The organism is Kocuria flava, from assembly GCF_001482365.1.
In the GTDB taxonomy this organism is placed as follows: domain Bacteria; phylum Actinomycetota; class Actinomycetes; order Actinomycetales; family Micrococcaceae; genus Kocuria; species Kocuria flava.
Genome location: NZ_CP013254.1, coordinates 3,237,359 through 3,257,899, shown reverse-complemented (window position 1 = coordinate 3,257,899; position 20,541 = coordinate 3,237,359). Strand labels below are relative to the sequence as shown.

Below are 20,541 nucleotides of genomic sequence, written 5' to 3'. Positions count from 1 at the left end.
TCGTGGGGCGGCGACGGTCCCCGCGTGGGGACGGTGTGCCGCTGCGGGGCGGGGTCAGTCGTGGCGCGGCGGGCGGCCAGGGCGGCCGCCGGCGTCCCGGTCCTCGCCGTGCCCGGCGCCGCCGGTCCCGTCCCCGGAGTCCCGGGGGTCCGCGGCCGAGGAGCCGCCCCCGTCCGCCGGCGCACCGGGGGCGGGGCTCCGCCCGCCCGGGGGAGGCGCGGAGCCGTCGCCGGCGGCCGGGCCGCCCTTGCGGCGCAGCTCCTCCTCCCAGCGGCGCAGCTTCTCCGCCTGCTGCTGCTGGCGGCGGCGCTCCTCGAGGTTGCGCAGGAACTGGGGGTCGTCGTCGGGCCCCTTGGCGCGCGCCGGGCCGCCGGTCTCCTGGGCCGCCCTGGGCCGGCCCAGGAACAGCCACAGCAGGGCGCCCACGAGCGGCAGCAGCAGGATCACGGCGATCCAGCCGCCCTTGCGCAGGCCCCGCATCGCGACGCTGTCGGTGCGCGCGCACTCGATGAGGGAGTAGACGATGACGCCGACCGCGAGGGCGGCGGCGCCGATGATGAGGATCGCTCGGCCCATGCCGACAATCCTAGGGGAGCAGCCTGGGCACCGGCTCCACGCGGGCTCCCAGGCGGGCTCGGTAGACTGGGCGGGTGCACTTCCTGACGTACTCCCTGCTCCGCCTCGCCGTGCTCGTGGCCGTGTTCCTGCTGAGCATGTGGCTGGGGGTGGGCCTGATCCTCTCCGGGATCGCCGCCGTGGCGATCTCCTTCGCGGTCTCCTACCTCTTCTTCCCCCGGTTGCACGCCGCGGCCGGCGACGAGTTCCGCGGCTGGATCTCCCGCACCCCGAGGCCGCGCAACCGCGTGGCGCTGGAGGACCAGGAGGTCGAGGACGCCTACGTGGACCGGCGGCTGCGCGAGGAGGGCCGCGAGTCCTGACCGGACCCGGTCACACCCACTGCCGCAGCAGCACCGCGAGCAGGAACAGCAGCGCCCACCCCACGTTGAGCACCCCGCACTGCTTGAGCACCGGCACGAGCAGGCGCCGGTCCCCGGCCCGCAGCACGGTGGCCACCGGCGGCACCGCCGCCGGGACGAGCAGCAGCACCAGCAGCATCCAGGGGTTGGCCGGCACCAGCAGCAGGACCAGGGCGAAGGCCACCGCGATCTCGGCGGCGAAGACCGCGCGGGCCCTGCGGTCGCCCAGCCGCACGGCGAGGGTGCGCTTGCCGGCCTCGCGGTCCGTGGGCAGGTCCCGGACGTTGTTGGCCATCAGCAGCGCGCACGCGATCAGTCCCGTGGCCGCCGCGGCGACCCACGCCTCGGCGTTGAGGGTCCCCGCCTGGGTGAGGGTCGTGCCGAGCACGGCGACGAGGCCGAAGTAGACGAGGACGAACAGGTCGCCCAGGCCCAGGTAGCCGTAGGGCATCCGCCCACCGGTGTAGCCCCAGGCGGCGAGCACGGCGGAGAGCCCGACCGGGACGAACCACCACTGCCGGCTGAGCACCACGAGCACGGCCCCGGCCACGGCGGCGAGGCCGAAGCACAGCAGCGCCGCGGCCTTCACGTGCTGGGGCCGCGCGGCGCCGGAGCCGGTGAGCCGCAGGGGGCCGACGCGGTCGTCGTCGGTGCCGCGGATCCCGTCGGAGTAGTCGTTGGCGTAGTTCACCCCGACCTGCAGCAGGAGGGCCACGAGCAGGGCCAGGAGGGCGCGGAGCAGGTCGAAGGAGTGCAGCGCCTGGGCGGCGGCCGAGCCGGCGAGCACCGGCGCGAGGGCCATGGGCAGGGTCCGCAGCCGGGCCCCCTCGATCCACTGGGCGGGCGTGGCCACGGAACTACCTCCGGTCGGGGCGGGACGCGCACGGGGCGCGGCCCGTCCGAGCGGCGGGCCGCCGGTCATTGTCTCACGCACCCGCCGGCGCGGCGGACGCGCCCCGGCGGAGGCAGGGACCGGTCAGCCGCGGCCCTCCAGCAGCCGGGCGGCGGCGGCCCGGTCGGGCTTGCCGGTCGCCAGCAGCGGCAGCTCCGCGGGCCACGCCCAGCGCCGGGGGACCGCCGCGGGCCCGTGGGCGGCGCGCACGGCGCCGGTGAGCTCGGCGCGCAGCAGGGCGGGGTCCGCCCCGGGGGCGGGCTCCACCACCGCGCCGACCGCCTGCCCCCACTCGGGGTCGGGCACGCCGAGCACGAGCGCCTGCCGCACGCCGGGGTTGGCCGTGAGGACCGCGGCGACCAGGCCCGCGGAGACCTTGACCCCGCCGGTGTTCACGACGTCGTCGACCCGGCCGTGGACCCGCAGCCCGCCCTCGGGGGTGAGCTGCCCGAGGTCGTCGGTGCGGTACCAGCGCACCCCGCCGGCGGTGCGGAAGTGCCGGGCCGTCAGCCCGGGGTCGTCCGCGTAGCCCTCGGCGACGACGCCGCCGCCCAGCCAGATCCGCCCCGGTCCCGTCCCGCGCGCGGGACCCCCGCCGGGCCCCTCGCCGGGGACGTCGCCGGGGGTGCGCTCGAGGTGGACCCGCACCCCCTCCAGCGGCAGGCCGTCGTAGACGCACCCGCCGCAGGTCTCGGACATCCCGTAGGTGGTCACGACCCGCACGCCGGCCTCCCGCGCGGCGGCGAGCAGCCGGGGCGGGGCGGCCGAGCCGCCGAGCAGGACCGCCCGGAAGCTCCTCAGCGCGGCCACGGCGTCCCCGTCGCGCACCCCGGAGGCGGGCTCGAGGATCCGCTGCAGCTGCGTGGGCACCAGGGACGTGAGGCGCTCGGGGTCCTCCAGCTCCGCGGCCGCCGCGGCGAAGGCCGCGGGGGTGAAGCGGGCGGCCGGGTCCAGGACCACGGGGGTCGTGCTCGCGTACAGGGAGCGCACGAGCACCTGCAGCCCGGCGACGTGGTGGGCCGGCAGCGCCAGCAGCCACTGGCCCACGGCACCGGTGCGCCGGGCGGTGGCCATGGAGGACGCGGCCAGGGCGTCCGTGGACAGCACGGTCGCCTTCGCCCGGCCGGTGGACCCGGAGGTGCGCACGACGACGGCGGGCCCCGGCCGCCCCAGCGCCCGGGTCAGGTCGGGCAGCAGCCGCAGCGGGTCCCCGGCCACGGGGCCGTCGAGGACCACGGCGTCGCCGGGCACGGCCGGTCCGTCCACGTCCGCTCCTAGAAGTGGTAGGGGAAGGCCGACCAGTCGGGCTCCCGCTTGCCGAGGAAGGCGTCGCGGCCCTCGACGGCCTCGTCGGTCATGTACGCCAGGCGGGTGGCCTCGCCGGCGAAGACCTGCTGGCCGACCATGCCGTCGTCGGGCAGGTTGAAGGCGAACTTCAGCATCCGGACCGCCTGCGGGGACTGGGCCGTGACGTCCCGGGCCCACTCGAGCGCCGTGGTCTCGAGCTCGGCGTGGGGGACGACCGCGTTGACGGCGCCCATCCGGTGCATCGCCTCGGCGTCGTGCTCGCGGGCGAGGAAGAAGATCTCGCGGGCGAACTTCTGCCCGACCTGGCGGGCCAGCAGCGCCGAGCCGTAGCCGGCGTCGAAGGAGCCCACGGTCGCGTCGGTCTGCTTGAACATCCCGTGCTCGCGCGAGGCGATCGTGAGGTCGCAGACCACGTGCAGGGAGTGCCCGCCGCCGGCGGCCCACCCTGGCACCGCCGCGATGACGACCTTGGGCATGGTGCGGATCAGCCGCTGCACCTCGAGGATGTGCAGCCGCCCGGCGCGGGCCGGGTCGATGCTCTCGGCGGTCTCCCCCTCGGCGTAGCGGTAGCCGTCGCGGCCCCGGATGCGCTGGTCGCCGCCGGAGCAGAAGGCCCAGCCGCCGTCCTTGGGGGAGGGGCCGTTGCCGGTGAGGACCACCGCGCCCACGTCGGAGCTCGTGCGGGCGTGGTCCAGGACGCGGTAGAGCTCGTCGACCGTGGAGGGGCGGAAGGCGTTGCGGACCTCGGGCCGGTCGAAGGCGACCCGCACCCACGGCAGGTCCCGCACGGCGCCCCCGTCGGCGCCGCGGGCCACACCGCGGTGGTAGGTGATGTCCTGGAGGTCCCCGAAGCCCTCGACGGTGCGCCACTGCGCCGGGTCGAAGATCTCCGAGACGCGCTCGGGCAGGTCGGTGGGGGTCGATGCAGTCACGCCCCCGAGTCTACGACGGCGCCGCCAGGGCACGGCCGGGCCGTCCGCCGGACGGGCACAGGGGGCCGGACCCCGATAGGCTCGGGGGATGGCTGAGCACCCGACGACCACCGTGCACACGACCCGCGTGGGCGACGACGGCGAGGGCGTCGTCTTCCTCCACGGCCTGTTCGGCCGGGGCAAGAACTTCACCCGGGCCGCCAAGGACCTGCAGCCGGAGTACCGGAGCCTGCTCGTGGACCTGCCCAACCACGGCCGCTCCGCGTGGACGGACCGGGTCGACTACGGCCAGATGGCCGATTCCGTGGCCGAGGCCCTCCGGGCGGACTTCGCCGCGGAGGGCCCGGTCGCCGTCGTCGGGCACTCCCTCGGCGGGAAGGTCGCCATGGTGCTCGCCCTGCGCCACCCGGAGCTCGTCTCCCGGCTCGTGGTGGTCGACATCTCGCCCGTGCGCACCGGGGGCGGGGAGGGCGAGTTCGCCCACCTGCTGGACAGCCTCGCGGCCGTGGACCTCGGCTCCCTCGAGCGCCGCGCGGACGCGGACGCGGCGCTGAAGGAGCCCATCCCGTGGGACACCACCCGCAGCTTCCTGCTGCAGAACCTGCGCCACGGACCGGAGGGCTTCTCCTGGGAGCCGAACCTCGAGCTGCTGCGGACGAGCCTGGAGGCCATCGGCGGCTTCCCGGACACCGGCGACGCCGTCTACGAGGGCCCGGTGCTGTGGGTCGCCGGCGGGCGCTCCGACTACGTCAGGGACGAGCACGCACCGCAGATGCGCCGGCTCTTCCCCCGCGCGCACCGCGTGACGATCCGCGAGGCCGGGCACTGGGTGCACTCCCAGGCGCCCGAGAAGTTCGCCGAGGTGCTGCGCGGGTTCCTCGAGCACACGGAGCCGTGAGCGCCGCGCCCTTCGACCTCGACCGGATCGGCGCCGGCCTGCCCGTCGCGGGGGCCGCGGGCGCCCTGCGCGCGGCCCTCGCCGGCGGTGCCGCGGTGGTCCAGGCCCCGCCCGGCTCCGGCAAGACCACCCTCGTGCCGCCGCTGGTCGCCGCGCTGCTGCACGAGCGCGGGGACGGGCCGGCCAGGGTCGTCGTCACCCAGCCGCGACGGGTCGCCGCCCGGGCCGCCGCCCGGCGCCTGGCGCACCTGAGCGGCACCCGGGTGGGGGAGCGCGTGGGGCACACCGTGCGCGGGGACCGCCGGGCCGGGCCCGGCACCCTCGTGGAGTTCGTGACCCCGGGGATCCTGCTGCGCCGCCTGCTGCACGACCCCGGGCTGCCCGGCACCGGCGCCGTGGTCCTGGACGAGGTGCACGAGCGCGGCCTCGAGACGGACCTGCTCACGGGCATGCTCGCCGAGCTGCGCCAGCTGCGGGAGGACCTCGTGCTCACGGCGATGTCCGCGACCGTCGACGCCGCCCGCTTCGCGGGCCTGCTCGGCGGCGGCGAGCCGGCGCCCGTGGTCGACAGCCCCGCGGTCCTGCACCCCCTGGGCCTCGAGTGGGCACCTGCCCCCGGCCGGCGCACCGACGGGCGCGGGGTCACCCCGGCCTTTCTCGACCACGTCGCCCGCACGGCGGCCGCCGCCCACGCCCGGGCCCTGGCGGCGCACCCCGGCACCGACGCCCTCGTCTTCCTCCCCGGGGCGTGGGAGGTCGCCCAGGTCGCCCGCCGCCTGCGCGCGCACGCCCCCGGCACCGAGGTCCTCGAGCTGCACGGGCGGACCGGGGCCGCCGAGCAGGACCGCGCCACGGCCGGGCGCGCCCCGGGCGGGCCCCCGCGCGCGGTCGTGAGCACGGCCCTGGCCGAGTCCTCCCTCACCGTCCCGGGGGTGCGCCTGGTCGTGGACTCCGGGCTCGCCCGGGAGCCCCGCCGGGACGCGGCCCGCGGGATGACCGGGCTCGTCACGGTCGCGGCCTCCCGCGCCTCCGCCGAGCAGCGGGCCGGGCGCGCGGCCCGGCTCGGTCCCGGCACCGCCGTGCGCTGCTACGACGAGCGCACGTGGGCGGGCATGCCCGCCCACGGCACCCCGGAGGTCGCCGCCGCCGACCTCACCGGCGCCGCCCTGCTGCTCGCCTGCTGGGGCTCCCCGGGCGGGCGCGGCCTGGCCCTGCCCGACCCGCTCCCGCCCGCCGTCCTCGCCGAGGCGGAGTCGGTGCTGCGCGGGCTCGGCGCGGTCGACGCCGGAGGGCGGGCCACCGCGGCCGGGCGCGCGCTCGCCCGGGTGCCGGCCGACCCCCGCCTCGCCCGCGGGCTGCTGGACGGGACCCGGGCGTCGACGATGGCCGTGGTCCGCACCGCCGCCGCCCTCGACCGGGCCACCGCCGAGCGCTGCGCCGAGCACCTGCTCACCGACACGGTGCGCGCCTCCTTCGACGGCACCCGGGTCACCGCCCGCCGCACCCGCGCCCTCGGGGCGATCGAGCTCTCCGCGACCCCGGTGCCCCCGCCGCCCGGGCCGGCCCGCGAGGCCGTGCGCGCCGCCGTGGCCGCCCGCGGGCCCGGCCTGCTCGGCTGGTCGGAGGCCGCCGACCGGCTGCGCCGCCGCCTGGCCCTGCTGCACGACCGGCTCGGCCCGCCCTGGCCGGAGGTCTCCGACGCCGCCCTGACCGCCGCCCTCGAGCAGTGGCTGGCCCCGGAGCTCGACGCCCTCGCGGCCGGGGCGCGCGGGGCGGACCTCGCCGAGCCCCTGCGCCGGCTGCTGCCCTGGCCCGAGGCCTCCCGCCTCGAGGAGCTCGCCCCCGAGCGCCTGGCCGTGCCCAGCGGCTCCCGCGTGCGGATCGACTACCCGCCGGCCGACGACCCGGCCGGGCGCCCGGTGGTGGCCGTGAAGCTGCAGGAGTGCTTCGGCTGGGCCGCGACCCCGGCGGTGGCCGCCGGACGGGCCCCCGTGCTGTTCCACCTGCTCTCCCCGGCCGGGCGGCCACTGGCCGTCACCGGCGACCTCGCCTCCTTCTGGGCCGGGCCCTACGCGCAGGTCCGGGCCGAGATGCGCGGACGCTACCCCAAGCACCCTTGGCCCGAGGACCCGTGGACGGCCCCGGCGACCGCCCGCACCACCCGTCCCGCGCGCCGGGGCTGAGCCGCCGCGGTGGCGCCGCGCCTGTGAGATGCGTTACGATCGGGTCACCGCACCTGCCGCGCCCTGATCCAGGGCGCACGGGCACCGGCCCGCCCACCTGGCGGCCCCCGGGTCCGACGGCACGGCACCGAGGCACGGGCCCGCGGCCCCGGCACCCACGCCGCACCGGGGCCCCGCAGGACCCCGTCCTCCCGCCCGGGCCCCTCCGCCCCGGCACCCCCCCCGATGCACCGCTGTTCGCAGCACGACACGGAACGAGTACGTCCTCATGACTGCCACCTCGCTCGAGAGCCCCTCGACGACCACGTCCACCCCGCCCGCCCCCGCCCCGACGGTAGGCCCCGAGCTCGCCCGCTCCTGGCTGCTCGTCAACGGCGCCCAGACCGAGCGCTTCGCGGCGGCCCGGGCCAGCGCGGCCGACGTCGTCGTCCTGGACATCGAGGACTCCGTGGCGCCCAAGGACAAGGAGCGCGCCCGGCACAACGTGGTGCGCTGGCTCGAGGGCACGGCCGAGGACGGCACCCCGCAGCGGGCGTGGGTGCGCGTCAACGGCTTCGGCACCCAGTGGTGGGAGGACGACCTGCGCGCCCTCGCCGGCGTGCGCGGCCTGGAGGGCGTCATGCTCGCCATGGTCGAGTCCCCGGAGCACGTCACCCGCACCGCGGAGCTGCTGAAGGACACCCGGATCGTCGCGCTCGTCGAGACCGCCCGGGGGGTGCAGAACCTGCAGGCCATCGCCGGGGCGCGCTCCACCTACCGGCTCGGCTTCGGCCTCGGCGACTTCCGCCGCGACACCGGCTTCGGCGAGAACCCCATGACGCTGGCCCACACTCGCTCGCAGTTCACGATCGCCTCGCGCGCCGCGAACCTGCCCGGGCCCATCGACGGCCCGGCCGTGGGCGCCCTGGGCCCCAAGCTCGCCGAGGCCACGGCCGTGACCCTCGAGTTCGGCATGACCGGCAAGCTGTGCCTGATGCCCGAGCAGACCGCCACGGTCAACGAGGGGCTCAGCCCGTCGCTGTCCGAGCTGTCCTGGGCCACCGAGTTCCTCCAGGACTTCGACGCCGACGGCGGGGAGATCCGCAACGGCTCCGACCTGCCCCGCCTGGCCCGGGCCCGGAAGATCCTCGGCCTGGCCGGGGCCTTCGGCCTGAGCATCCCGGAGGGCTACGACGTCCACTTCGAGGCGCCCACCGACACCTACCACTGCTGAGCGGTCCGCCGGACCCCGCCGCGCCGGACTAGGGTCGGTCCCGATGCGCACCTCCTCCCGCTCCCGCGCCGCGGCCGCCGGCCTCGGCCTCACCGTCCTCCTGCTCGCGGCCGGCTGCGGCGCGCTGCCCGACGGCGCCCGCGACGCCGCCGAGGGCGTCGCCGCGGGCCTGGACGCCGGGGACCTCACCGGCACCGCGCTGCCCGCGCAGGCCCAGGAGGAGCTCGAACGGATCACCGCCCACCTGGGCGGGGCCGACCCGGCCGTGGCGCTGGCCGGGGTCGAGGAGGCGGGGGAGGACGGCCGCGAGGCGGTGCTCTCCTGGACCTGGGACCTGCCCGGCGAGCAGGACTGGTCCTACGACGCGCGCCTGCCCCTCGAGCAGGACGCGGACGGGCAGTGGCGGGCCCGGTGGTCCCCGGCCGTCGTCGAGCCCTCCCTGGGCCCGGACGAGGGGCTGCGCCTGCGCACCCTGCCCGCCGACCGCGGGGACGTCACCGGCGCCGGGGGAGAGGTGCTCGTCACCGAGCGCCCCGTCCACCGGATCGGCATCGACCGCGGGCGGCTCGGGGAGGCCGACCCCGCCCGCGCCGCCCGGCAGCTCGTGGCCGCGCTCGAGGACGTCGTCGAGCTCGACCCTGCCGCCTACGCCGCGTCGGTCGAGCAGGCCGGCCCGGAGGCCTTCGTGGAGGCGGTCACCCTGCGCGAGGACGACTTCCGCGCCCTGCCCGCCGGCCGGACCTCGGCCGTGCCCGGGGTGCGCGCGGTGGACGACGAGCAGCCGCTGGCCCCCTCCCGCGGCTTCGCCCCGGCCCTGCTCGGGGCGGTCGGACCGGCCACGGCCGAGGACCTCGAGCGCTCCGGCGGGGAGCTCGCCGCCGGGGACGTCGTCGGCCGCGGCGGCGTGCAGGAGGCCTTCGACGACCGGCTGCGCGGGCGCGCCGGGGCCGTCGTCGAGCGGATCGGCCTGCGCGCCGACGGCGGGCCGGCCCCCGGTGCCGCCGCGCCCCTGCACGAGGTCGCCCCCGTGGACGGGCAGCCCGTCGCGCTCACCCTCGACCGCGGCCTCCAGGAGGCCGCCCTCGAGCAGCTGGAGGGCGTGGCGTCCCCGGCCGCCGTCGTGGCGCTGCGCCCCTCGACGGGCGAGGTCCTCGCCGCCGCCGACGGCCCCGGCTCCGAGGGCTATCCCACGGCCCTGCAGGGCCGCTACGCGCCCGGGTCGACGTTCAAGGTCGCCACGGCCCTGGCCATGCTCCGCGAGGGCGACGACCCGTCCACCGAGCACCCGTGCCCGCCCTCGCTGGCGGTCGAGGGCGCCGAGTTCCGCAACGCCCCCTCCTACGACCCCGCGGCCACCGGCTCCATCCCGCTCACCGAGGCCATGGCCCAGTCCTGCAACACGTTCTTCGCCGGCCAGCACGAGCGCGTCACCCAGGAGGAGCTCGCCGAGGCGGCCGCGGCCCTCGGCACGGGCATGGAGGCCCGGCTCGGCGTCGAGGCGTTCCTCGGCTCGATCCCCGACGAGGAGCCGCCCGTCCAGCACGCCGCGGCGCTGTTCGGCCAGGGCCGCACCCTCGTCTCCCCGCTGAGCATGGCCGTGCTGGCCGCCTCGGCCGCCGACGGCGGGCTCGTCACCCCCCGCCTCGTGGCCACCGACGGCCTCGTCGACGACGCCCCCGCCCGCCCGGCCACGGACGCCCCGCTCACCGCCGAGGAGGCCGCGCAGCTGCGCACCACGATGCGCGCGGTCGTCACCGAGGGCCACCTCGACGGCCTGCGGGCCCTGAGCCCGGACACGGCGATCGGCAAGACCGGCACCGCCGAGTACGGCACCGAGGACCCGCCCCGCACCCACTCCTGGGTGATCGCCGCCCACGAGGACCTCGCCGTCGCCGTGTTCGTCGAGGACGGCGACCTCGGCTCGGTCACCGGCGGGCCGATCGCCCTCGAGGTCCTGCGCGCCGCCCGCCCCTGAGTCCCGTCCCCACCGCTGCCGTCCCGAGGAGGACACCGTGCCGCAGACCGCTCCCACCGCACGCACGAGGATCGGGGTGGTCGGCGCCGGCGCCGTCGGCACCTCCCTCGCCTACGCCGCCATGATCCGCGGGGCCGCCCAGGAGATCGCCCTGTACGACCTCGACGCCGACCGGGTCCGGGCGGAGGCCCTCGACCTCGCCCACGGCACCATGTTCACCGGCGGCGCCCGGGTCACGGGCTCCGACGACGTCGCGGTGCTCGCCGGCGCCGACGTCGTGGTGGTCACCGCCGGGGCCAAGCAGCGCCCGGGCCAGACCCGGATGGACCTCGCGGCCGCCAACGCCGCGATCCTCGGGTCCCTGCTGCCCCGCCTGCTCGAGCAGGCCCCCGACGCCGTGTACGTGCTCGTGACCAACCCCTGCGACGTCCTGACCGTCGTGGCCCGGCGGATCAGCGGGCTGCCCGCCGGGCGGGTGCTGGCCTCGGGCACCGTGCTCGACACCTCCCGGCTGCGCTGGCTGCTCGCCGAGGAGGCCGGCGTGGCCACCGGCAGCGTGCACGCCACGATCGTGGGCGAGCACGGGGACAGCGAGTTCCCCCTGTGGTCCTCCGCGACCATCGGCCAGGTGCCCCTGCGCGAGTGGACCGTGGACGGGCGGCGGCCCTTCGACGAGCAGCACCTGGCCGCGCTGGCCGAGCGCGTCGTCGGAGCCGCCTACGAGGTGATCGCCGGCAAGGGCGCCACCAACTACGCGATCGGCCTGGCCGGGGTGCGGGTGGTCGAGGCCGTCCTGCGCGACGAGCACGCCGTGCTGCCGGTCTCCACGGTGCTCGAGGACTACCACGGCATCAGCGGGGTGGCCCTGTCCGTGCCCTCGGTCGTGGCGCGCCCCGGCGTCGTCGGCCTCCCTCCCGTGCCCATGGACGCCCAGGAGCTGACCCTGCTGCGCCGCTCGGCGCAGGCGATCCGCGCGACCCTGGCCTCGATCGGCCACTGAGGCCCGGCACGGCAGGAGGGGCCCGTTCCGGTGCGGAACGGGCCCCTCCTCGCGCCGGGGAGCGGGCGGCTCAGGCCTCGGCGGGCCGGGCCTTCTTCTCGGCCGCCATCTCGTCCTGGGCCGCGTGGGCCAGGCGGGCGGCGTCGTCGAACTCCTGGTCGACGACCGGGTCGTGGCGGTGGGTGGCCAGGGAGACCGCCACCGCGGCGACCGTGCACACGACGAACCCGGGGATGATCTCGTAGAGGTCCGCCCACGGGGTGACCGTCCACGCGAAGACGGTCACCGCGCCCAGGACCATGCCGGTGATCGCCCCGGCGGCGGTGAGCCTGCGCCAGAACAGGGACAGGATCACGATCGGGCCGAAGGCCGCGCCGAAGCCGGCCCACGCGAAGGCCACGAGCCCGAGGATCGTGTTGTTCTGCTGCCAGGCGAGCAGCACCGCGACCAGGGCCACGGCGGCCACGCCGGCGCGCCCGAGCCAGACCTGCCGGCGGGGGGAGGGGGTCTCCTTGACGGTCAGCTTGTAGAGGTCCTCGACGAGGGCCGAGGAGGAGACGATCAGCTGGGAGGAGACGGTGGACATGATCGCCGCGAGCACGGCCGCGAGCACGAAGCCCGCGATCACGGGGTGGAACAGCACCTGGGAGAGGTCGAGGAAGACCGACTCCGGGTCGGTGGGGGACTCCTCGGGGCGGCTGCCGTAGTAGGCCATGCCCACGAGCGCCGTCGAGATCGCGCCGAGCACGCTGAGGACCATCCAGCCGATGCCGATCCGGCGGCCGTACTTGGCGTCGGAGGGCGAGCGCATCGCCATGAAGCGCACGATGATGTGCGGCTGGCCGAAGTAGCCCAGGCCCCACGCGAGGGCCGAGACGATGCCGATCACCGAGCCGCCCGCCACGAGGGACAGGGCGTCGGGCTGGACCGCCCGGATGTTCTCGGCCATCGCGCCGAAGCCGCCGACGTTGATGACCCCCACGATCGGCACGAGCAGCAGCGCGGCGAACATCATCAGCCCCTGCACCACGTCCGTGTAGGTCGCCCCGAGGAAGCCGCCGAAGAGGGTGTAGCCGATGGTCACGGCCACGACCAGCAGCAGGCCGGTGTGGTAGGTCGAGCCGAAGGAGGACTGGAAGAACAGCCCGCCGGCGACCATGCCGGAGGAGACGTAGAACGTGAAGAACACGAGGATCACGACGCCGGAGACGATGCGCAGCAAGCGCCCGCCGCCCTTGAGCCGGTTGTCGAGGAAGGAGGGGATCGTGATGGAGTTGTGCGAGACCTCCGTGTAGGAGCGCAGCCGCGGGGCGATGAACTTCCAGTTCAGCCAGGCGCCGGCGGTCAGGCCGATCGCGATCCAGGCCTCCACGAGACCCGAGAGGAACACGGCCCCGGGCAGGCCCATGAGCAGCCACCCGGACATGTCCGAGGCCCCCGCGCTGAGCGCGGCGGTGCCGGGCTTGAGGTTGCGCCCGCCGAGCATGTAGTCGTCGAGGTCGTTGGTCCGGCGGTTGGCGTACAGGCCGATGCCGATCATGGCCGCGAAGTAGATGACGATCGCGACCGTCTGGGCTATCTGCTGGGTCATGCTGTCCTTTCCGCCCGGCGCCGGCCCGGGACGAGCGAGGCTGCCGGGGGACGGGTGGAGAACAAAGGTCTGGGCAGACTTTACGCCCGCTCCCGGCGTGTTGCCAGCCGGGCAGGGCCCCGTGCGGGGCCTCAGCCGCGGTCGTGGGCGGCCAGGAACTCGTAGACCTCCCGCTCGTCCACGCCCGGGAACGCGCCCTCCGGCAGGGCCGCGAGCACGTGCGAGTGGGCCCGGGTGTTCGGCCACGCGTGCCCGGCCCACACCCGGCGCAGCTCCTCCGGGGGCCGGCGGCAGCACGCCGGGTCGGGGCAGGTCGAGACGGTCCGGTGCGGGGTGTCGCGGCCGCGGAACCACCGGGCGTCGGTGAACGCCACGCCCACCCCGATCGAGAACGTCCCCTGGCCCGAGAGCTCGGTGCGCGTCGAGCACCAGTAGGTGCCGGAGGGGGTGTCCGTGTACTGGGCGAAGGCGGTGAACTGGTTGGGCTGGTCGAAGACCGTGCGCCCGGACCACTTGCGGCAGGAGATCTGCCCCTCGATCGCCCCCGTGTGGTCCATCGGGAAGACCAGCCCGTTGTTCTCGTAGGCCTTGTGGATCACCCCCGAGGAGGAGACCTTGTGGAAGTGGGTGCGGATCCCCAGGTGGCGGGTGGCGAGGTTGGTGAAGCGGTGCCCGGCCGTCTCGTGGGAGACCGCGAAGCGGTCCTTGAGGTCCTCCAGGAACAGCGCCCGCTGCTTCTTCGCCTCGGTCAGGAACGGCACGGCCTTCTCCTCGGGCATCACCACGGCCGCGGCGAAGTAGTTGGCCTGGACCCGCTGGAAGAGGAACTCGGCGTAGTCCCGGGGCGGCTCGTGGCCGAGCACCTGGTGGCCCACCGCCTGCAGCAGCACCGCCCGCGGGTCGTGGTCGGCCCGCGGGCTCTGCACCAGGTAGATCCGCTTGTTGAGCAGGTCCGTGACCGAGCGGGTGGAGTGCGGCAGGTCCGTGACGTGGTGGATGCTGTAGCCGAGGCGGCCGACCATCTCGGCGATGACGGAGTTGGACACCGGTCCCGAGGAGTAGCCCCCCAGGGCCAGCAGCTCCTTGGCGGCCTGCTCGAGGTCGGGGAAGTAGTTGTCCTGCTCCCGCATCAGCCGCCGCAGCTGCACGTTCGCCCGCCGGGCCTCCTCCGGGGTCGCGGAGTTCTTCTCGAGCGCCTGCCCCAGCCGGTCCTGCAGGGCGACCAGCGCCTCGAGCACCTCCGTGGACAGCGCCGAGCTGACCCGCACCGTGGGCAGGCCCAGCTGCTCGTAGAGCGGGGAGCGCTGGGCCCGCTCGAGCTGGACCTCCAGCGCCTCGCGCCGGTCGGCGGGCTCGGCGCCCAGCAGCGCGTCGACGCTCGTCCCGAGGGCGTCGGCCAGCCGCTGGAGCAGGCTCAGCCGGGGCTCGCGGCGGCCGTTCTCGATCACCGACAGCTGGGAGGGAGCCGTCCCGGTCTGCTCCGCGAGCCCGGCGAGGGTCAGCCCGCGCCGCTTGCGCAGCGTGCGGATGCGCCGGCCCAGGCCGATCAGGTCGGTGCCGCCGGGGGGGTTCGCCGTCGTGGTCGTCGTCGGGGCGTCGTAGCCCCAGGCGCTGGTGGTCATTTCTTCACGATACGTGAAGAACAGTAGAAATTCACGGGAAAATATGGGGTCAACCGGGTGGATTCAGGCGCACAGTGGTGTGTGTCACCAAGGAACCGCGAACAACGGCGGGCCGTGGTGGCCCCGAACGACAGCACGGCCCCGCACGGGCCGGGACTCCGGACACTCGACGAGGAGCAGATCATGTCCTACCCCAACGCCCCCAAGACCGCCGACGAGCTCCGCCAGGAGTGGGACGCCGACCCCCGCTGGGCGCGGATCACCCGCGAGTACTCCGCGGAGGACGTCGTGCGCCTGCGCGGCACGGTGCAGGAGGAGATGACCCTCGCCCGCCGCGGCGCGGAGCGGCTGTGGGAGAAGCTGCACTCCGAGGACTTCGTCAACGCCCTCGGCGCGCTCACCGGCAACCAGGCCGTCCAGCAGGTCAAGGCCGGCCTGAAGGCCATCTACCTCTCCGGGTGGCAGGTCGCCGGCGACGCCAACCTCGCCGGCCAGACCTACCCGGACCAGTCGATCTACCCCGCCAACTCCGTCCCGGCGGTCGTGCGGCGGATCAACAACGCGCTCATGCGCGCCGACCAGATCGAGCACGCCGAGGGCATCAGCACCGTCGAGGACTGGCTGGTCCCGATCGTCGCCGACGCCGAGGCGGGCTTCGGCGGCCCGCTCAACGCCTACGAGCTGATGAAGTCCATGATCGCCGCCGGCGCGGCGGGCGTGCACTGGGAGGACCAGCTGGCCTCCGAGAAGAAGTGCGGCCACCTCGGCGGCAAGGTGCTCATCCCCACCCAGCAGCACGTGCGCACCCTCAGCGCGGCCCGGCTCGCCGCCGACGTCGCCGACGTCCCGTCCCTGATCATCGCCCGCACCGACGCCGAGGCGGCCACGCTGATCACCTCGGACGTCGACGACCGGGACAAGCCGTTCATCACCGGCGAGCGCACCGCCGAGGGCTACTACAAGGTCCGCAACGGCCTCGAGGCGTGCATCGCCCGCGGCAACGCCTACGCCCCGTACGCGGACCTGCTGTGGATGGAGACCGGCACCCCCGACCTCGAGCTCGCCAAGAAGTTCGCCGAGGGCATCCACGCCGAGCACCCGGACCAGATGCTGGCCTACAACTGCTCGCCGTCCTTCAACTGGAAGAAGCACCTGGACGACGCCACGATCGCGAAGTTCCAGCGCGAGCTCGGGGCGATGGGCTACAAGTTCCAGTTCATCACCCTCGCCGGCTTCCACGCCCTGAACTACTCGATGTTCGACCTCGCCCACGGCTACGCCCGCGAGCAGATGAAGGCCTACGTCGAGCTGCAGGAGCGGGAGTTCGCGGCCGAGGAGCGCGGCTACACCGCCACCCGCCACCAGCGCGAGGTCGGCACCGGCTACTTCGACCTCGTCTCCACGACGCTGAACCCGGACTCCTCGACCACGGCCCTGGCCGGCTCCACCGAGACCGCCCAGTTCCACTAGGCCGCTGCGCGCCCCGCGGCCGGGGACCCCGTCCCGGGCCCCCGGCCGCGCCGCACCCGGGCACCGGGTGCGGCGCGCCGGCCCCCGTCCTTCCCGCCGACCTCACCAGCCGAGGAACCAGCCATGATGACCATGACCAGCAACCCCGTGACGATCAACGGCGTGACCCTCACCGGCCACCACGTGCCCCGGCAGTCCAGCGTGCTCACCCCCGACGCCCTCGGGTTCCTGGCGGCCCTGCACCGGGAGTTCGAGCCCCGCCGGCGCGAGCTGCTGGCGGCGCGCGAGGAGCGCCGGAAGGCGATCGCCCGCGGCACGGACCCCTCCTTCCTGCCGGAGACCCGCCGGATCCGCGAGGACGACTCCTGGCGGGTCCCGCCGCCCCCGCCCGGCCTCGAGGACCGGCGCGTGGAGATCACCGGCCCCACCGAGCGGAAGATGACGATCAACGCGCTCAACTCCGGGGCGAGGGTGTGGCTGGCGGACATGGAGGACGCCAACACCCCGCACTGGACGAACGTGGTGACCAACCAGCTCAACCTGATCGACGCGCTCGAGGGCACCATCGAGTTCACCGGCCCGGACGGCAGGAAGTACGCGCTGCGGAACACGGACGCCCGCGCCAACCCGACGATCGTGGTCCGCCCCCGCGGCTGGCACCTCGAGGAGAAGCACCTGTCGGTCAAGGGCGAGCCGATCGCCGGGGCGCTGGTGGACTTCGGGCTGTACTTCTTCCACAACGCCCGCCGGCTGAAGAAGCTCGGCCTCGGCCCCTACTTCTACCTGCCCAAGCTCGAGTCCCACCGCGAGGCGCGGCTGTGGCACGACGTGTTCACGAAGGCCGAGTCGCTGCTGGGCACCGACCGCGGCACCATCCGGGCGACCGTGCTCATCGAGACGATCACCGCCGCGTTCGAGATGGAGGAGATCCTCTGGGAGCTCGGCGAGCACGCCGCGGGGCTCAACGCCGGGCGCTGGGACTACATCTTCTCGATCATCAAGAACTTCCGCACGCGCGGACCGCGCTTCCTGCTGCCGGACCGCAACGAGGTGACCATGACCCAGCCGTTCATGCGCGCCTACACCGAGCAGCTCGTGCGCGCCTGCCACCGGCGCGGGGCCATGGCCATCGGCGGGATGGCGGCGTTCATCCCGTCCCGCCGCGACGAGGAGGTCAACCGCACCGCGGTCGAGAAGGTGCGCGCGGACAAGACCCGCGAGGCCGAGGACGGCTTCGACGGCTCCTGGGTCGCCCACCCCGACCTCGTGCCGGTCTGCCAGGAGGTCTTCGACCGGGTGCTGGGGGAGAGGCCCAACCAGCTCGACCGCCGGCGCGAGGACGTGATGCCCGACGACAAGGCGCTGATCGACATCGCCTCGGCCGAGGGCAGGATCACCGAGGCCGGGATCCGCAACAACATCGACGTCGGGATCCGCTACATCGAGGCCTGGCTGCGCGGCTCCGGGGCGGTGGCCATCCACAACCTCATGGAGGACGCCGCGACCGCCGAGATCTCCCGCTCCCAGATCTGGCAGTGGGTCAACTCCCGGGCGATCACCGACGAGGGCGAGGAGATCACCCGCGAGTGGGTGGCCGAGCTCGTCGACGAGGAGTTCGGGCGGATCGAGCGCACCGAGGGCGACCGCTTCGACGACGCCCGCGCGGTGTTCGAGGAGGTGGCCCTGGGGCAGGACTACCCGGCCTTCCTGACCTCCGCGGCCTACGAGCGCTTCCTCGCCGAGCCCGAGGACCCGCACGAGCCGGAGCAGGCCCCGGCGCAGCGGGCTCAGCCCGTGCGCTGAGCCGTCCACTTCCGCGGGTCCAGGACCCACGGCACGCGCGGCAGGACGTCCTCGTCGAGCACGGCGAGGACGTCCTGCGCCGTCCGGGGCCGCCCGGGCAGCCCCAGGGAGGCCACGATCCGGGCGACCGCCTCCTCCGCGGGCACCCCCGCGGCCCCGAGGTCCGCCAGGGTCACGGCGCCGTCGCGCTTGGCCAGCCGCTGCCCCTGCGGGTTGAGCACCAGCGGCACGTGCACCCACTCGGGCCGGGGCAGCCCCAGCAGGTCGGCGAGATGGGCCTGGCGCGGGGTGGAGGGCAGCAGGTCGTCCCCGCGCACCACCTGGTCCACGCCCTGGTGGGCGTCGTCGAGGACCACCGCCAGGTTGTAGGCGGGCCGCCCGTCGTTGCGCAGCAGCACGAGGTCGTCGACCGCGCCCGTGTACGGGCCGGCCCACCGGTCCAGGACGGTCTCCTCGTGCACCTGCGCGCGCAGCCGCACCGCCGGGGCCCGCCCCGCCCGCCGCACCGCCCGCTCGGCCGGGCCCAGGTCCCGGCACGTGCCGGGGTAGGCGCCCGGGGCGCCGTGCGGGGCGCTCGCCGCCGCCCGGATCTCGCGGCGGGTGCAGTAGCACTCGTAGGTCAGGCCCGCGGCCGTGAGCCGCTCGACCACCGCGCGGTGGGCCGCCTCCCGCGTCGACTGCAGCAGCGGCTCACCGTCCCAGTCCAGCCCCGTGCGGGCCAGGTCCGCCAGCTGGCGCCGCGCCGCGCCCGGGCGCACCCGGTCGAGGTCCTCGATCCGCAGCACGAAGGAGCGCCCGCTGCCGCGGGCGAGCGCCCAGGCCAGCAGCGCCGTGCGCAGGTTGCCCACGTGCAGGTCCCCCGAGGGGGACGGAGCGTAGCGGCCCGCACCGCGCGGTGCATCCCCGGTCCCGTCGGAAGTCATGGGGACCAGGATAGGCGGGTGCGGTCGGTACCCTGGTCGGGTGACCCGCATCAACGAGCTCCGCGACGGCGTCTTCGCCGTGAGCACGGACAACTGGAGGCTGAACTCCGGTCTCGTGCTCGGGACCCGGCGCGCCCTCGTGGTCGACACCGGGGCCGGGCCGCGCCAGGGCGCGGAGATCCTGGCGGCCGTGCGCTCGGTGACCCCGCTGCCGCTGGTGGTCGTGAACACCCACGCCCACCACGTCCACTACATGGGCAACGCCGTGTTCCGCCGCGCGGGCGCCGAGGAGTTCTGGGGCCACCGCGGCTGCGCCGAGGCCATCCGCGCCCACGCCGACTACCACCGCTCCTACGTCGGCACCCACGAGCCGGAGATGGCCGCCGCGGAGGGCCCCGACACGGCCGTGGTCCCGCCCAACCGGCACCTGCCGGGCACGGGGCGCCGCCCCGCCCTGGCCCGGGTGGACCTCGGGGAGCGCAGCGCCGTGCTCTTCTCCCTGGGCCGGGCGCACACCGACAACGACGTGTGCGTGGGCACCGACGACGTCGTGTTCGTGGGCGACCTCGTGGAGCAGGGCACGGACCCGCAGTTTGAGGACTCCTTCCCGCGCGGCTGGGCCGAGGCCCTCGACCGGCTGGCGGACCTGGAGCGCTACCGGGTGTTCGTCCCCGGCCACGGCCGCCCCGTGGAGCGCGGCCACGTGCGGGAGCAGGCGCGGCTGATGCGCACCGCGATCGAGCGGGTGGACGCGAGCGAGGCCGCCGCGGCCGCCCCCGGCGGGATGCGCCCCGTGACCGCCTCGATGTTCCGGCTGCCCTACACCCCCGGCTCCGCCCGGGTGCTGCTGGACCGGCTCGAGCGGATCAGGTCCGAGGCCCCCGCCGGCGCGGTGCCTGCAGCGCTGTCAGCGCCGCAGCCGTCAGCAGACTGACCCCCAGCACCGCCGCGCACCCGGCCACCGCGGCCCAGCCCCCGCCCGGGCGCTCCAGGGCCACCCACGCCGGCAGCAGCCCCGTCAGCAGCGCCCCCGCCCCGGCCAGCCCGAGCAGCGCCGTGAGGCCCCCGCCGCGCACGGGCCCCTCGGCGGGGCCGGTCAGGCGCAGCACGAGCCCGCCCAGCGCCGCCCAGCCGCCGACCACGAGCAGGGAGGCCACCACGTCCGAGGGCCGGTGCCAGCCGTTGACCAGCGTGGCGATGCCCGTGGCGGTCATCGCGCCCGCCCCGAGCAGGGCCACCGCGGGCCGCGCGGCGGCCGGGGCGGCGAGCAGCACGACCGCGACCGCGGCGGCCGTCGCGGCCGTGTGCCCGGAGGGGAAGGAGTTGGCCGCGGCCTCCTGGATGCCGAGGTCGGGCTTGTCCACGAACACCCGCTTGAGCAGCTGCACGGTGAGGTTGGACAGCACCACGACCGCCGCCCCCGTCAGCGCCGGGGCGAGCCGGCGCGCCCGCACGGCCAGCACCACCAGGGCCACCGCGCAGATCCCGCCCACCGCCCACGGCAGGAGGTCGAGCAGCTCCCGGCCGCGGTCGGTGAGGCCAGGGAAGGCGTTGTGCGCCTGCTTCAGGGCCCGCTCGTCGAGCCACTGCCCGGCCGCGGTGGTCAGGGCCACGACGCCCACGCCCACGGCCCCCGCCCAGGCCACGAGGGCGCCGAGGACGTGGGCCAGCACCTGGCCGGCGGTGGTCCGCGGACGGACGGCGGTGGTGGTCATGGGGCTCCTGGGCTCGGCGGTCTCGGGCGGGCGGTCCGC

The 20,541-nt window shown here is 75.8% G+C and carries 17 protein-coding genes; 9 read left to right on the top strand and 8 right to left on the bottom strand.

The genetic code is table 11. The annotated features are described in order from the left end of the window. Positions 1 to 54 precede the first annotated feature (54 nt). Positions 55 to 576: a PLDc N-terminal domain-containing protein gene (locus AS188_RS14565; protein ID WP_083529483.1), complete on the bottom strand. Its 522-nt coding sequence runs from the start codon at positions 574 to 576 to the stop codon at positions 55 to 57. A gap of 74 nt (positions 577 to 650) precedes the next feature. On the opposite strand from AS188_RS14565, the gene AS188_RS14560 reads away from it, so the two are divergent. Further along, positions 651 to 938, top strand: coding sequence for a DUF4229 domain-containing protein (locus tag AS188_RS14560; protein ID WP_058859447.1), 288 nt, complete (start codon positions 651 to 653; stop codon positions 936 to 938). 10 nt (positions 939 to 948) lie between these two features. Here AS188_RS14560 and AS188_RS14555 read toward each other — a convergent pair whose 3' ends face one another. From AS188_RS14555 to AS188_RS14545, 3 genes are all read right to left on the bottom strand, one after another. Next, complete coding sequence (locus tag AS188_RS14555) at positions 949 to 1,830, bottom strand: 1,4-dihydroxy-2-naphthoate polyprenyltransferase (RefSeq protein WP_058859446.1); 882 nt, start codon at positions 1,828 to 1,830, stop codon at positions 949 to 951. A 123-nt stretch (positions 1,831 to 1,953) separates the two neighbouring features. Then, positions 1,954 to 3,135 (bottom strand): AMP-binding protein, encoded by a 1,182-nt coding sequence (locus AS188_RS14550; protein WP_058859445.1) that lies wholly within the window; start codon positions 3,133 to 3,135, stop codon positions 1,954 to 1,956. Positions 3,136 to 3,143: 8 nt separating this feature from the next. Further along, a complete protein-coding gene (locus AS188_RS14545; protein WP_058859444.1) occupies positions 3,144 to 4,109 on the bottom strand; it encodes a 1,4-dihydroxy-2-naphthoyl-CoA synthase in 966 nt (321 codons plus the stop codon). 88 nt (positions 4,110 to 4,197) lie between these two features. On the opposite strand from AS188_RS14545, the gene AS188_RS14540 reads away from it, so the two are divergent. The 5 genes from AS188_RS14540 to AS188_RS14520 all read left to right on the top strand — a co-directional run bounded on the left by AS188_RS14540 (position 4,198) and on the right by AS188_RS14520 (position 11,378). After that, complete coding sequence (locus AS188_RS14540; RefSeq protein WP_058859443.1) at positions 4,198 to 5,007, top strand: alpha/beta fold hydrolase; 810 nt, start codon at positions 4,198 to 4,200, stop codon at positions 5,005 to 5,007. Beyond that, positions 5,004 to 7,190, top strand: a complete 2,187-nt coding sequence (locus AS188_RS14535) for an ATP-dependent helicase C-terminal domain-containing protein (protein ID WP_058859442.1) — start codon at positions 5,004 to 5,006, stop codon at positions 7,188 to 7,190. The genes AS188_RS14540 and AS188_RS14535 overlap by 4 nt, the downstream gene beginning before the upstream one ends. Positions 7,191 to 7,458: 268 nt before the next feature. Beyond that, positions 7,459 to 8,403: an HpcH/HpaI aldolase/citrate lyase family protein gene (locus AS188_RS14530; RefSeq protein WP_058859441.1), complete on the top strand. Its 945-nt coding sequence runs from the start codon at positions 7,459 to 7,461 to the stop codon at positions 8,401 to 8,403. A 43-nt stretch (positions 8,404 to 8,446) separates the two neighbouring features. Next, a complete protein-coding gene (locus AS188_RS14525) occupies positions 8,447 to 10,378 on the top strand; it encodes a penicillin-binding transpeptidase domain-containing protein (protein WP_058859440.1) in 1,932 nt (643 codons plus the stop codon). 37 nt (positions 10,379 to 10,415) lie between these two features. Next, entirely contained in the window at positions 10,416 to 11,378 is a 963-nt protein-coding gene (locus AS188_RS14520; RefSeq protein ID WP_058859439.1) for an L-lactate dehydrogenase, read from the top strand. A gap of 70 nt (positions 11,379 to 11,448) precedes the next feature. Here AS188_RS14520 and putP read toward each other — a convergent pair whose 3' ends face one another. Then, a complete protein-coding gene (gene putP, locus AS188_RS14515) occupies positions 11,449 to 12,969 on the bottom strand; it encodes a sodium/proline symporter PutP (protein WP_058859438.1) in 1,521 nt (506 codons plus the stop codon). Positions 12,970 to 13,100: 131 nt separating this feature from the next. Continuing rightward, a complete protein-coding gene (locus AS188_RS14510) occupies positions 13,101 to 14,591 on the bottom strand; it encodes an XRE family transcriptional regulator (RefSeq protein WP_058859437.1) in 1,491 nt (496 codons plus the stop codon). Positions 14,592 to 14,774: 183 nt separating this feature from the next. Between AS188_RS14510 and aceA the strand changes: the two genes are divergently transcribed. Then, complete coding sequence (aceA, locus tag AS188_RS14505) at positions 14,775 to 16,061, top strand: isocitrate lyase (RefSeq protein WP_058859976.1); 1,287 nt, start codon at positions 14,775 to 14,777, stop codon at positions 16,059 to 16,061. A 126-nt stretch (positions 16,062 to 16,187) separates the two neighbouring features. Next, positions 16,188 to 17,864, top strand: coding sequence for a malate synthase A (gene aceB / locus AS188_RS14500; RefSeq protein ID WP_058859975.1), 1,677 nt, complete (start codon positions 16,188 to 16,190; stop codon positions 17,862 to 17,864). Here aceB and gluQRS read toward each other — a convergent pair. Continuing rightward, entirely contained in the window at positions 17,849 to 18,787 is a 939-nt protein-coding gene (gene gluQRS / locus AS188_RS14495; protein ID WP_058859436.1) for a tRNA glutamyl-Q(34) synthetase GluQRS, read from the bottom strand. The two genes, aceB and gluQRS, sit on opposite strands and share 16 nt — an antisense overlap. A 40-nt stretch (positions 18,788 to 18,827) precedes the next feature. On the opposite strand from gluQRS, the gene AS188_RS14490 reads away from it, so the two are divergent. Continuing rightward, positions 18,828 to 19,721, top strand: coding sequence for an MBL fold metallo-hydrolase (locus AS188_RS14490; protein WP_058859435.1), 894 nt, complete (start codon positions 18,828 to 18,830; stop codon positions 19,719 to 19,721). Here the strand turns inward: AS188_RS14490 and AS188_RS14485 are convergent. Next, positions 19,654 to 20,502: a phosphatase PAP2 family protein gene (locus AS188_RS14485; RefSeq protein ID WP_058859434.1), complete on the bottom strand. Its 849-nt coding sequence runs from the start codon at positions 20,500 to 20,502 to the stop codon at positions 19,654 to 19,656. The genes AS188_RS14490 and AS188_RS14485 overlap by 68 nt on opposite strands. Positions 20,503 to 20,541 lie beyond the last annotated feature (39 nt).